Genomic DNA, 13,428 nt, shown 5'->3' with positions numbered 1-13,428 from the left:
CGCATCAGCCCCAGGTGACGGGGTCCAGCCGGAACAGCAGTTTCAGTTGTGCATACACATCGGGTTCGTCGTCTTTCAGATCGCCGGGCCGCTCAAAGAACATCTCCACCGCCACGGCAAAGAACTCTTCGTGGTTGTGCGCACCATAAGGGTCGATCACCGTCGCTTGTCCCCGTTCCACCTTGGCCGCATGGCGGGCGTGGGCGTCGACAAACACCTGTTCCCAAACCCGCAGGCTTTGACCCGACTGCATCACCGGCGCACCATCGGTGTAACCTGACAGATCATCAAGCTGATGCGCAAACTCGTGCAGAACCACGTTGTGCCCATCATCCTCGTCCTGCGCGCCCTGCTGACTGTGATGCCACGACAGAATGACCGGTCCGCGGCTCCAGCTTTCTCCGGTGCGCACAACCTCTGCTTCTGTCTCGACGTAACCGTCATGGATGGTTTGCCGCGACTTGAACGCGCCGGGATAAATCAGGATTGTCGTCAGATGGTCGTACCAACTGTCCGTGTTGACCACGAGCAGACAGGCCTGCGCGGCAATCGACAGCTCCATCTCTTCGGTCACGTCCAACCCGTTGCATCCCACCATGTCGACCTGTGCGCGAAACCGGTTGATCTTGCCTTCCAGCGCCGGGCGCAGCGACGCAGGCAGTCGCGCCAACAAAGGCACATGGCGCGCCACGATCCGCCGCGCGTCATCCGTCAATGGCATCGCCAACAGCCGCGCCTGCGCCTGCTTGCGGCGGTGACGGACATAGATAAAGGCACCCAATCCGGCCAGTATCAGCAACAGAAACAAAGGCATGGCTACTCCCGCTTGGACCTCTTGCGCACTCTCACGGATGCAGGCCCGGTGATCAAGCGCGCGCCGCCTTGCGGATCCAGCGTAAAAACGCCCGCAGCTGCGGCCTGTGCACGCCGGGACGCGTGACAAGGTGGTACCCCGCCCCTTTCGTCAAATCCTCGTGCAGCACCACGAGGCGACCGGCCTGAATGTCCGCCTCGACAAATGTGCGCACCGTCACGGCGGCCCCCTGCCCGTCCCGCGCGCCGTCCAGCATCAGGTTGCCCGGCACCTGCGTCAGCGGCCCCCGCATCCCACCCGGCACGCCGTGTGACAGCAACCAGCGGGTGCTCTCGCTGGTCCCGACCTCTTCCAGCCAGGGCAATTCGCCAATGTGGGTCAGGTCCGTCAAATCATACCCAGCCAACAGATCAGGGGCGGCAACCACAACCATCGATGTCTCGACCAGCAGCTCGTCTTCCAAACCGTCCCATCCGCCCAACCCATACCGGATCGACACATCCACACCACCCGGCGCCAGCCGCACCAATTCCGCGGTGGGATCCAGCACCAGGTTGATCCCCGGATGCAGCGCACGAAACTCCGACAGGCGCGGCATGAGCCACGCGGCCGCAAAGCTCGGGGTCGGCGAAATGTGCAACGGACGGGCGGCCTCGGCTCCGGTGACAAGGGCAACAGAGCGCTTGATCGCGGCAAACCCTTCGGCACAACCCTGCGCCAAAATCTCGCCATTCGGTGTCAGCCGCATCGCCCGCCCCGAACGATCCAACAACGACACCCCCAAATGCGTCTCGAGACTGCGCAACTGCTGGCTGACAGCCGCATGACTGACGGACAACGCATCCCCCGCCGCAACCACACTGCCGGTTTCGGCAAAGGCCACAAAGGCGCGCAAAGCGGCCAAGGGGGGAATATCGCGCCACTCCATATGTTAGCTCAGCTTAAATATGACCATTCCAATTGACTCGCATAATACCGGTGAAAACGCAATAAAAAGGCACAAACGCAGAGCATTGGAGGATACACGATGTTGGATATCTACGCTCAAACTTTCATGACCGCCACGCGCAACCGTCGTTGCACGTCAGTCCGAGTGCCGCGCAAACGCTGGTGGCAGACCAAGCGCACCACGTGCATCGACCTGGACCGCCTGTGATCCGGGCGCTGCGGTGGTCCACCGGAACGGACACGATCAAATGGGTGGCATCCGTGGCGCAAATCCTCGGATACGGTGCAACCGCGATGCAGGCGACGCCGCTTAACCTCTATTTCTTCATGGTGGGCATCGCGGGATGGTTCATCGTCGGATGGCGCTGGAACGACAACGCCATCATGCTGATCCACATCGTTGCCGTCGCCGCAATGATCTTTGGCATGACAGCGCGCTAAGGGACGGCGGGCGGGGTGTCGTTGACCCGAACAGGGTCAACGCACGTCGTCCCCGGCCCTAATGCGTCGCCTGCAACAGCAACCGGGTATATTCGGTCTGTGGCCGCTCAAACAGATCATCAGCCGTGCCCTGTTCGACCACATCCCCCTGTTTCATCACCAAAACCTTGTGCGACATCGCCCGCACCACTTTCAGGTCGTGGCTGATGAACAGGAAGGCCAACCCGTATTTCTGCTGCAACCCACGCAGCAGCTCCACGATCTGAACCTGCACCGTCATGTCCAGCGCGGATGTCGGCTCGTCCAGCACCACCAGCTTGGGCCGCAGCACCATCGCCCGCGCAATCGCGATCCGCTGCCGTTGCCCACCCGAAAACTCGTGCGGATACCGATCCATCGTGGCCGGATCGAGGCCCACCTCGGCCATGACCTCCGCAACAACCTCGCGCGGGCTGCGCCCATCCTCAATCCCGTGCACACCCAAGCCCTCGGCAATGATCTGCATACAGGTCATACGCGGGCTGAGTGATCCAAACGGGTCCTGAAACACAATCTGCATGTCCTTACGCAACCGGCGCAACTCGCGCACCGACCACGCCCGAATGTCCTGCCCCATATAGACGATGCCGCCTTCGGACGAAATCAACCGCATGATCGCCAAGGCCAGCGTGGTCTTGCCCGACCCGCTCTCGCCCACAATGCCAACGGTTTCGCCCGCATGGACCTGCAAGGTCGCGTCGTTCACCGCCTTCACATGGCCCACAGTCTTGCGCAGCAAGCCCGCCGTGATCGGAAACCACACCTTCAGATGCGATGTCTCCGCGATCAGCGGCGCATCGGCAGGCACCGGCGCAGGCTGCCCCTTGGGCTCCGCGCTCAACAGCTTTTGCGTATAGGGATGCTGGGGCGCGTCGAAAATCTCTGCCGTGGGGCCGGTCTCCACGATCTCGCCGTTCTGCATCACGCACACACGATCCGCGATCCGCCGCACGATCCCCAGATCATGGGTGATGAACAACAGCCCCATCTGTTCGGTCTTTTTCAACTCGGCCAGCAGGTCGAGGATCTGCGCCTGGATCGTCACGTCCAGCGCCGTCGTCGGCTCGTCTGCAATCAAAACGTCGGGCTTGTTGGCCAGCGCCATGGCGATCATCACCCGCTGCCGCTGCCCGCCCGACAACTGGTGCGGATAGGCCGACAAACGGCTTTCCGCATCACGGATGCCCACCTTGTCCAACAGTTCCAGAATGCGCCCCCGCGCGCTCTCCCCCACGATCCCCTGATGCAGGGCAAGGCTTTCGCCCAGCTGTTTCTCAATCGTATGCAGCGGGTTCAGCGACGTCATCGGCTCCTGAAAAATGAACGAGATGTCATTGCCGCGCACCTTGCGCAGCAACCGCTCATCCGCGCCAATCATCTCCTGCCCGTCATAGGTCACCGACCCCGACACCTCCGCGCTGTCGCCCAGCAAGGACACGGTCGACAGGGCCGACACCGACTTGCCCGACCCGGATTCGCCCACCAAGGCCACCGTCTCGCCCCGGTCCACATGGAACGACACGCCCCGGACCGCCTGCGTCAACTGGCCGTCCTGACGAAACCCGACCTTCAGGTTCTCCACATTCAACAGCGCCATCAGGAAAACGTCTTTCGCGGGTCAAAGGCATCGCGGATGCCCTCGAAAATGAAAATCAGCAGGCTCAGCATGACCGCAAACACCGTGAACGCGGTGAACGCCAGCCACGGCGCTTGCAGGTTCTGCTTGGCTTGCAAGGTCAGCTCCCCCAACGACGGCGCCGAGGACGGCAAACCAAAGCCCAGGAAATCCAGCACCGCCAACGACGAAATCGTGCCCGTGATGATGAACGGCAGCATCGTCAGCGTCGCCACCATCGCGTTGGGCAGCATGTGGCGGAACATGATCGTCACGTTGCCCACGCCCAGCGCCCGCGCCGCACGCACATATTCAAGGTTCCGCGCACGCAGGAATTCGGCCCGCACCACACCCACAAGGCCCGTCCAGCCGAACAGCACCAGCAGGAACACCAGCAACCAAAAACTTCGCCCAAGAATGGCGAACATGATGATGATCACGTAGAGACTGGGCGTCGACGACCAAATCTCAATGATCCGTTGAAAGATCAGGTCCGTGCGCCCGCCGAAATAGCCCTGTACTGCACCGGCGATAATGCCGATCACCGCGCTGGCCCCCGTCACGATCAGGGTGAACAGAACCGACAAGCGGAAACCGTGTATCACCCGCGCCAGCACGTCGCGTTTGGTCCCATCCGTGCCCAGCAGGTTCTCACCATTGGGCGCCAGCGGCGCCGCACCGGGCCGGTCCACGGCCGTGTCATAGCTGTAGGGAATGAGCGGCCAAATCGTCCAACCTTTGGTGATCGCCTCACCGTCAACTTCGCCATCCTGCGCGTCTTCGATCACGCCTTCGGGGTCGTCAAAACACGCGTCCAACCCGCCCGACACGATCAGGCATTCGACCTCCGGATCGCGGTAACTTGCCTCGGTCTGGAAATCGCCGCCGAAGTCGGTTTCCGCATAGAAATTCCAGATCGGCGTATAGAACTGGCCCTGATACCGCACGAGGATCGGCTTGTCATAGGCGATGAACTCGGCACAGAGCGACAGGCCAAAGAGCACCGCAAAGATCCACAGCGACCAATAGGCCCGGCGGTTTTTCTTGAAATTCCGCCAGCGCCGCTGGTTCAGCGGGGACAAGGTGAACAGCCCGCGCCGTGGCGCAGGGACAGTCACGGGGGTCGTGCTGGTCTCTGGCATCGCCATCAGCCCTCCCTCCGCTCAAAGTCGATGCGCGGATCCACCAGGACGTACATCAGGTCCGACAAGATCCCCACCAAAAGACCCATAAGGCCAAAGATATAGAGCGTGCCAAACACAATCGGATAGTCACGCGCAACCGCCGCCTCGAACCCCAGACGCCCCAACCCATCAAGACTAAAGATCGTCTCGATGATCAATGAGCCGCCAAAGAACACGCCGATGAACACTGCTGGAAAGCCCGCGATCACGATCAGCATCGCATTGCGGAACACATGGCCGTACAGAACGCGGCGCTCGGACAAACCCTTGGCCCGCGCGGTCATCACATAGAGCTTCTTGATCTCGTCGAGAAAACTGTTCTTGGTCAACAGCGTCAGCGTCGCAAATGCCCCAATGGTCCCCGCCAAAACTGGCAGGGTGATGTGCCAGAAATAGTCAGCCACCTTGCCCAACGCGCTCAACTCGTCAAAGTTGTCCGACGTCAGGCCGCGCAGCGGGAAAATCTGGAAATAACTGCCACCCGCAAACAGAACCAGCAGCAGAATGGCAAAGAGAAAGCCGGGGATCGCATAGGCCGCAATGATCGCCCCTGATGTCCATGTATCGAACGGCGTACCGTCGCGCACCGCCTTGCGGATGCCCAGCGGGATCGACACCAGATAGGCAATCAATGTGGACCAAAGCCCCAAGGTGATCGAAACCGGCAGCTTTTCCTTCACCAGATCGATGACCCCGATACTTCGGAAATAACTCTCGCCAAAATCGAACCGGGCATAGTTCCACACCATCAGCAGGAACCGCTGCACCGGCGGCTTGTCGAACCCGAACTCGGCCTTCAGCTCTTCGATAAACTCGGGCGGCAGGCCCCGCGCACCGACATAGTTACTGTCCGAGGCCGTGTTCAAATCCTCGTTGCCCAGCTCTTGGGCACCGCCATCATTGCTGCCACCGGCAAAGCCACCAAACACATCACCACCGCCCTGGGCGCGGGCAATGGCCTGTTCCACAGGACCACCCGGCACAAATTGTGTGAGCGTGAAATTGACCAGCAAAATGCCAAGCAGTGTCGGAATGACCAACAACAGTCGGCGCAGGATATACGGGCCCATCGGCTTACCTCAGGGCGCCAGAGGCGCGCAGTTCCGCTTCTTTCTCGGCATTGTGCCACCAGAAATCCAGGCGTCCCAAGGCAAAGGGCGGCAAGGGGTCCGGGTACTCGAACATGTCGTAGTAGGCGACCCAGTGGTTTGGATTGTACCACACAGGGATCATGATCAGCTCGTGACGCAGCGCACGGTCCAACGCCATGACCGACGCCACTTCCTCTTCGCGGGTTTCCACCAACAAGGATGCCTCGATGATCGCGTCCACCAGCGGGCTGGCGAGACCGGCGGGGTTGAACAACGAGAACGCGGATGTCTCGGACCCGTAATACTGGGCAAGACCCGTACCCGTGCCCTGGAACGCGGCATATTGGAAAAAGATCATGTCATAGTCGCGGTCCCGGCGACGCGCTGTGTATTGCGAGCTGTCGACCTCTTCGATCCGCAGATCCACGCCCAGCTTTCTCACATTTGAGGCAAAATTCTCGATCACGCCGGTCAAAGTGTCCGAAGATGTCGACGCCGTCAGAAACTTGACCGTCAGCACTTGGCCATCTGCATTGCGGCGCATCCCGTCGTCGCCCACGGTCCAACCCGCTTCGTCAAGCAGCGCCATCGCCTTGCGCGCATTGCGCCGGTCAAACAACCGCGCCTCGTTCGACGTGTGCGGCACACGCACATCCTCATTGAACAGCGCGTCCGGTACAATATCACCAAGCCCCTTCAGGAACGCCAGTTCGGCGCCTTCGGGTGTCCCGGTTGCCATAACCTCGGTCCCCTCGGAAAACGACTTGCGCTGTGAAAACAGCCCGAATTGCAGCGATGCGTTGGTCCACTCGAAATTGTACCCCAAGGCAATCGCCTCGCGCACACGGCGGTCGGCAAAGACGGGCGAGCTGAGGTTATAGACCATACCCGTTGGCACAGGCGGGTTGCCGTCAGGCAATTCCTTGGTGACGATCGACCCGTTCTGGACCTTTGGCGCGTTGTAGCCTGTCGACCACTTCTTTGAATCGCCTTCCGAGCGGATCGTGTATGCACCCGCCAGAAAACCCTGGAACAGGGCCTCGGCATCGCCAAAATACTCCAACCGGATCTTGTCGAAATTTGCGCGCCCCTTGTTGACCGGCAAATCCTTGCCCCAGTAGTCGGGGTTACGCTTGTAAACAATGCGTCGGTTCACATCGATGCTGTCGATCATATAGGGTCCCGAACCGGGCGAGGTTGTCAGACGCTGCTCATCAAGGCGGGCATCGTTTTCCTCGTACCACTTTTTGGACCAGGCCGGGACATTGCCCACCTGGCTGATCAGTGACCGACGCGAAATGCCGGGCGTAAAGTAGAATTTGACCCGGTAGTCATCCAGCACCTCAACATTGGGAATCCGTTTGCGCACCGCATCTGCGTAGGATTTCAAACCCTGATCCAAAAGCAGGTTGTGCGAAAACGCGATGTCATGCGCCGTCACTGGCGACCCGTCGGAAAACCGTGCTTCGGGGCGCATGTGAAAGATGACCCAGTTCTTGCCTTCGTCATACTCCAAGCGCTCACAGAGCAGGCAGTAATATTCGGCATAAGTATCAGCAGGCAGGGCCGCCGCGTTGATTCCCTCGGCAAACAGGTTCTCATACATGATCGACGACAGCCCCGCCGCCCGACCTTTGCGAGAGTATGGGTTTACGCTGTCAAACGTGCCAACCGTGCCCAGCGCGATTTCTCCGCCCTTGGGCGCATCCGGGTTCACATAGTCGAAATGCGGATAATCCTCGGGATACGTCAGTTCCCCGTAAAAGGAATAGCCATGCGAGGTGATGATGTTCTCATGTTCGGCCGCGCGCGCGATGGTCGACAGGGCCAGCGTCACGATCAAACCCAACACCCCCAGGGCCGCCCAGGTCATGTACCTGTTTCGCGCTGCGATAACGCGGGCTTCGGCTTGGTCTTTGCTGCGGGTCGGGCGCATGGCTGATCCTCCTGTCTGTGGCGTTCGGGGCCGTCTTGTCATTGAAAGGTAAGCTAATGCCGGGGCGCGCCAATAGGCAACTTGAGAATATGTGATCAAGCGCCTTGCTACGTGACCGAACTGTAACATCCAGCATAGAAAAAGGCCGCCAGCAGAGCGCCAGCGGCCTTAAAAACAGGTCAGGTCTGTAACAATCAGTCGTCGAGGCTGTCCAGGTAGGCGATGACATTCGCCCGATCTTCGATTTTGCCCAGACCGTTGAACGCCATTGTGGTCCCGGATGCCCAGGATTTGGGGTTCTCAAGGAAACCGTTCAGCTGCTCAGGCGTCCAGTCGCCTTCCAGACCGGTCAATGTGCCGGAATACGATCCGTAATCAGCGACCGACGCAATCTCACGGCCAACAACACCATAGAGGTGCGGGCCAGTGCCGTTCGCACCGTCTTCCACCTTGTGACAGGCCGAGCATTTGCGGAACACCTTGGCACCATCGGCAACGTCCGCAGACGCCAGCACGACAGAGAAATCGACTTCGGGTTCATCCGCAGGTGCATCCTCTACACCGGTGTCGATCACATAGGACTGTTCACCGCCACCGTGACCGCCGGAATGGTAAATCTCTTCGGCGGCCCATTTGCCGAGCAAAAGCACCAGCAACGCCCCGCACAGGCTGCTGGCGATCTTGGTAAAGGTCATCGTGTCGAACATGTGGATACGGTTCCCGTGACGTGAATGTTGTTCTTTCCGGCGGGTATCTATTGCTTCCCCTTGTCACTGGCAAGGTATAGATACCGCGACCAATCGCCCTGCCTCGCGCGCAGTGACGAAAAAGACGTATGACAAGGCAGGCACAGACATGGCAGACCGCATCGCATTTCAGGGGGATTTGGGCGCCTACGGCCACGAGGCCGTGCTCAAGGCCCGCCCGAACGCCGAACCCATCCCCTGCCACGCCTTTGAAAACGTCATCGAGGCCGTGCGCAACGGCGATGCCGATATGGCCATGCTGCCGGTCGAAAACACGACCTATGGGCGTGTGGCCGATATCCACCGCCTCCTGCCCCAAAGTGGGCTGCACATTGTCGGCGAGGCATTTGTCCGCGTGCGCATCGCGATGATGGCCCTGCCCGAACAATCATTGCAAGACATCCAACTGGTCCGCGCGCACCCCGTGCTGATCCCGCAGGCGCGCGCCTTTCTCGACGCAAATGGAATCACCGCCGAAGCCGCCCCGGACAGCGCAGGCGCTGCCGCAGCCATCGCCCAATCCGGCGAACGTGGCGTGGGCGCGCTGGCCTCAGCCGTCGCTGCGGACATCTACGGGCTGACCGTTCTGGCCACCGACATCGAAGACGAAGGACACAACACAACCCGCTTCCTGCTGATGTCACCAGACGCCGACACTAGTCGACGCGGGGACAAGATGATCACCACTTTCGTCTTTGAAGTCCGCAACATCCCCGCAGCACTCTACAAGGCCATGGGCGGCTTTGCCACCAATGGCGTGAACATGACAAAACTGGAAAGCTATATGGTTGGCGGCGCCTTCACAGCCACCCAATTCTACGCCGACGTCGAAGGTCACCCCGATGACCCCCATGTCGCCCGCGCGCTCGAGGAACTGGACTACTTCACCAACCGTTTGGACATTCTCGGCGTCTACCCCGCCGCAACCGGGCGCGACTAAGGGTCGGCGGGTGGGCGCCTTTGTCCCGGTCACGGGACAAACAGAGCACCCGGCGGCCTAGGCGCTGCGCTGCAGCCGGTCCTCCAGACCTTTCGCATATTCCGCAACCCGCAGCTTGAACCGCTTGTTGAGGTTGTTCTTCGCCAGCTTCAGCGACTGCACCAGCAAACGCGCCGACAGGTTCAATGGCGTGATATCCAGCGCAATCGCCATACGTGTCCGATTGCGCGACAACGCCAACAATTCGACCGAAAAATCGCCATCAATCCCGGTCGATTTCACGTCAAACACCAGCTCATTGGGCACATCGAAACGCACCAGCTCGATGCTGACATCGCGCTTCCGGCCACGCATCGAAAAGGCAACCTGCCACTTCATCCCGGCCCCGGCCTGCGTCAGCGGATCCACCCGCTGCACATCTGCACCGCGGCGCATCGCCTGACGCTCAAACCCCTCGAAATCGCACAAGGCCGCAAACACCTGGTCGATAGGGGCTGCGATATCTTCCCGTGCGGAGAATTTCATGTGATCTGCCTGCTTGTCCCAACTGTCGGCAGTGTCGTCTTAATCCAGCGTGTCCGCAAGCCAGTTCTCCAGCAAAAAATGCGCAATTGCACCTTTGCGCGCTGGCAGGATCGACGGATGATCACCTGCAAAAACATTCATCATCTCTTCGCGCGTCACCCACAGCGCATCCTCGATCTCGGCGGGATCAATGGTGATCGCATCACTGGTTGCCACACCGCGGCACCCGAACATCAACGATGCCGGAAACGGCCAGGGCTGGCTCGACAGGTAATCCACATGCCCTACCCGAACGCCCGCCTCTTCGAACACCTCGCGCCGCACCGCGGCCTCCAGCGTCTCTCCGGGTTCGACAAAACCCGCGAGCAGGGAATACATCCCCTCCGGCCAACCCGGTGACCGCCCCATCAAAACGCTGTTGCCATGGGTGATCAACATGATGACCACCGGGTCGGTGCGCGGAAAATGATGTGCGCCACAGTCCGGGCAGGTGCGCTGCCACCCGGCCATTGTGACCTCTGATGCTGCTCCGCATCTGGCGCAGAAACCGTGGCTCGCATGCCAGCCAAACACCGCCTTGGCCGTTGCCGCCAATTCCGCATCGCGCGGCGTCAGCCAGGTCATCACCCGCCGCAATTCTGCAAAAACCTCATCCGTGCCACAGGCCGGATGATGCTGCTCCGTAGGATCCAGAAACCCACCCAGCGCCGCCGCGTCCAGCACCGCCGGAGCCCACCGCGACACATCAAACGCAAAGCGTGGCGCGCCGTCCTCCCGGCCCAGAAACACAGGCGGCTCAGTCGCATCCTCGAGAATCGGGTGATCCATCGCCAGACGCAGAACATGGGCCGGGCGCGTGCTGCAAATCAGCGGCTTGCCACGCCACAGGACCAACGCGCGGGCAGAGGCGTCCTCCCGCGCCGCAGCCAGCGCCGCATCATCCCCACGCAGCTCGGCCGCACGGTCCAGACCCGACCCTCCAAACGTCACCGTCTCCGCATGTTTCATGGCCTGCCCTCCCTGCGCCTCACGCGGCAAGGCTTGGCACGGACCCAGACCGGGCGCAATGTTTTCAACCTCGGCAAATGCGCCGCACCTGCCCGAATGATTAACAGGCCAGCCCCCGCGAGGGCTTGCATTTACTCTACTTTAAGGTGCAATTGAGTGTATGGGCTCAACCAAGATACATGCAGATCTGCGCATTCTGGCGACGTCAGACATCCATATGCATGTGACCGGCTGGGACGCGCTTCGCAACACCGTGACAGCCGGACGTGGCATGGATGTGCTGACCCACAGCATCGCAGCCGCCCGCCGGGCTGCACCGGGAACCTGTTTGCTGCTCGACAATGGCGACACGCTTCAGGGGACGCCCATGGGCGACATCTGCGCCCGCCCGCGCTCTGGCGTCCCGCACCCCTGGCCCGGCGTGGCCAATGCGCTTGACTATGATGCACTGGGCCTCGGGAACCACGACTTCGACTTTGGCTTGCCCTTTCTGGAACGCATCATTGGCCAACTGGACGCCCCCGTCCTGTGCGCCAGCCTGATCAAGGGGACCGTCCACGGCGCGCAATCCGGTGTGATCCTCAACCGCCAGGTCGCCTGCTCGGATGGGCAGAGCCGCCCACTCGCCATCGGCATCACCTCGGTCCTGCCACCGCAAACAGCTATCTGGAACCACCGGCACCTGATCGGGCGCGTGGCCTTTGACGACGGGGTGTCGGCGGCACAACGCGCCGTGCGCCTGTTGCGGCGCGACGGCGCGGACATCGTCATCATGCTGTGCCACAGCGGTCTTGTCGCCGTGCCGGACCCCGAGGGCGAGAACTTTGCCACCGCGATGGCGGCGCGCGTCCGGGGGATCGACGCGATGATCCTCGGCCACACGCACAAGATGTTCCCCGCCCCCGACCATGACGGCGATGACCGCACGGACCCCGATAAATCCACCGTACACGGCATTCCGGCCGTGATGCCCGGATTTGCCGCACAGACGCTTGGTGTGATCGACTTGGGCCTGCGCTGGGAAAAGGACAAATGGCGCGCCGCCAGCCACGTGACGGCCTTGCACAACCCGGACATCCGGCACCTGCCGGACCGGTCCGTCACCGCCATCGCCGCCCCCGCCGTATCTGCAACCCGTGCTGCACTCGATGCTCCGATCATCAAAGTCGATCGCGGCTTTCACAGCTATTTCGACATGCTTCAATCCGGCACAGCCAACGCGCTGGTAGCGGGTGCGATGCGCAACGCCATCGCGGACAAGGTGGTCGACACATCGCTCTCTGCCTTGCCGCTGCTGTCGGCAGTGGCACCCATGGCGGTCGGCGGACTCTCCGGGCCAGACCACTATGTCAACGTGCCAGAGGGTGTAATCCGCGAACGGCACGTCGCGATGATGGTGCCCTATCCCAATGCCGTTTGGGCCGCCGTGATGACAGGCGCCGAATTGCAGGAATGGGCCGAACGCGCCGCAGCCTATTTCGCACCGGACCACACACCCGACACGCTGCTTGTGAACGCCCTCGCGCCCTCGTTTAACTTCGACAGCTTGCACGGGCTGGACACGGTGATCGACCCGTTCCAACCCGCACGCTATGACGCCGCTGGCCGGTGCATCGACCCCGACGCGCAACGCATCGTGTCCTTGTCCTATGATGGCATTGCGCTGGAACCAACGCATACCTTTCTCGTGGCGATGACCAGCTATAGGGGTGCAGGTGGCGGCGTGTTTCCCGGACTGACCCACGACACGAACATCGTGCGCACCGACATTGATCTGGCACAGGCCGTGCGCGCGGAACTCGCCAATGGCGCGGGATCGAACGGGCCTGACGGATCGGTCTGGCGGTTCGCACCGGACCTTGGCCAAACGGTGGTGATCCAGACCTCGCCCGACGCCGAGGCGCACCTGGATGACATCGCCCCCCTCGCACCAGAGCCCATCGGCCTCTCGGACAAAGGGTTTCTGAACGTCCGCGTGACCCTCTGAGCGACCCTTGCATCACGGCCATCGCCCGACTATATCACCCGTCGAGAGGTTGGCGCGGGCGAGCGCCTCGCCAACCCGGTCAGATCCGGAAGGAAGCAGCCGTAACGAGCCCCGCTTGGGTCGTTGTCAATCTCTCACCAAACGCATGCAGGCG

12 protein-coding genes and 1 other RNA gene are annotated in these 13,428 nt (G+C 61.3%); 4 read left to right on the top strand and 9 right to left on the bottom strand.

What is annotated here, in order from left to right; genetic code table 11:
• Positions 1–4: 4 nt before the first annotated feature.
• Both Q0936_RS02675 and Q0936_RS02670 read right to left on the bottom strand, forming a co-directional pair.
• The gene (locus Q0936_RS02675) at positions 5–814 is read right to left on the bottom strand and encodes a M90 family metallopeptidase (RefSeq protein WP_299295839.1); all 810 of its coding nucleotides are present in this window, start codon (positions 812–814) and stop codon (positions 5–7) included.
• Between the two features lie 52 nt (positions 815–866).
• Complete coding sequence (locus Q0936_RS02670; RefSeq protein ID WP_299377841.1) at positions 867–1,742, bottom strand: LysR family transcriptional regulator; 876 nt, start codon at positions 1,740–1,742, stop codon at positions 867–869.
• 224 nt (positions 1,743–1,966) lie between these two features.
• On the opposite strand from Q0936_RS02670, the gene Q0936_RS02665 reads away from it, so the two are divergent.
• Positions 1,967–2,203, top strand: coding sequence for a DUF6552 family protein (locus Q0936_RS02665; protein WP_299138663.1), 237 nt, complete (start codon positions 1,967–1,969; stop codon positions 2,201–2,203).
• A 58-nt stretch (positions 2,204–2,261) separates the two neighbouring features.
• Here Q0936_RS02665 and Q0936_RS02660 read toward each other — a convergent pair whose 3' ends face one another.
• The 5 genes from Q0936_RS02660 to Q0936_RS02640 form a co-directional block, all read right to left on the bottom strand.
• Positions 2,262–3,839 carry an ABC transporter ATP-binding protein gene (locus Q0936_RS02660; RefSeq protein ID WP_299138665.1) on the bottom strand — a complete coding sequence of 526 codons (1,578 nt, stop codon included), beginning with the start codon at positions 3,837–3,839 and terminating at the stop codon, positions 2,262–2,264.
• A complete protein-coding gene (locus Q0936_RS02655; protein ID WP_299297547.1) occupies positions 3,839–4,999 on the bottom strand; it encodes an ABC transporter permease in 1,161 nt (386 codons plus the stop codon). The genes Q0936_RS02660 and Q0936_RS02655 overlap by 1 nt, the downstream gene beginning before the upstream one ends.
• Positions 5,000–5,004: 5 nt before the next feature.
• Positions 5,005–6,111: a microcin C ABC transporter permease YejB gene (locus Q0936_RS02650; RefSeq protein ID WP_299297545.1), complete on the bottom strand. Its 1,107-nt coding sequence runs from the start codon at positions 6,109–6,111 to the stop codon at positions 5,005–5,007.
• A 4-nt stretch (positions 6,112–6,115) separates the two neighbouring features.
• Complete coding sequence (locus tag Q0936_RS02645; protein ID WP_299297544.1) at positions 6,116–8,068, bottom strand: extracellular solute-binding protein; 1,953 nt, start codon at positions 8,066–8,068, stop codon at positions 6,116–6,118.
• A gap of 194 nt (positions 8,069–8,262) precedes the next feature.
• On the bottom strand, positions 8,263–8,775 hold the full coding sequence (locus Q0936_RS02640; RefSeq protein WP_299138671.1) for a cytochrome c family protein: 513 nt from the start codon (positions 8,773–8,775) through the stop codon (positions 8,263–8,265).
• A 148-nt stretch (positions 8,776–8,923) separates the two neighbouring features.
• Here Q0936_RS02640 and Q0936_RS02635 point away from each other — a divergent pair, with 148 nt between their 5' ends.
• On the top strand, positions 8,924–9,754 hold the full coding sequence (locus Q0936_RS02635) for a prephenate dehydratase (RefSeq protein WP_299297543.1): 831 nt from the start codon (positions 8,924–8,926) through the stop codon (positions 9,752–9,754).
• Positions 9,755–9,811: 57 nt separating this feature from the next.
• Here the strand turns inward: Q0936_RS02635 and Q0936_RS02630 are convergent, their stop codons facing one another.
• Both Q0936_RS02630 and nudC read right to left on the bottom strand, forming a co-directional pair.
• Positions 9,812–10,279 (bottom strand): SRPBCC family protein, encoded by a 468-nt coding sequence (locus Q0936_RS02630; RefSeq protein ID WP_299138675.1) that lies wholly within the window; start codon positions 10,277–10,279, stop codon positions 9,812–9,814.
• A gap of 39 nt (positions 10,280–10,318) precedes the next feature.
• Positions 10,319–11,287: an NAD(+) diphosphatase gene (nudC, locus tag Q0936_RS02625; protein WP_299297542.1), complete on the bottom strand. Its 969-nt coding sequence runs from the start codon at positions 11,285–11,287 to the stop codon at positions 10,319–10,321.
• Between the two features lie 160 nt (positions 11,288–11,447).
• Between nudC and Q0936_RS02620 the strand changes: the two genes are divergently transcribed.
• Positions 11,448–13,274: a 5'-nucleotidase C-terminal domain-containing protein gene (locus tag Q0936_RS02620; protein WP_299297541.1), complete on the top strand. Its 1,827-nt coding sequence runs from the start codon at positions 11,448–11,450 to the stop codon at positions 13,272–13,274.
• A gap of 42 nt (positions 13,275–13,316) precedes the next feature.
• Positions 13,317–13,414, top strand: an RNA gene (gene ffs / locus Q0936_RS02615) — signal recognition particle sRNA small type.
• The last annotated feature ends 14 nt before the right edge of the window (positions 13,415–13,428 follow it).

The organism is uncultured Tateyamaria sp., assembly GCF_947488715.1.
GTDB lineage: Bacteria > Pseudomonadota > Alphaproteobacteria > Rhodobacterales > Rhodobacteraceae > Tateyamaria.
This window is presented reverse-complemented; position numbering and strand designations above follow the sequence as displayed.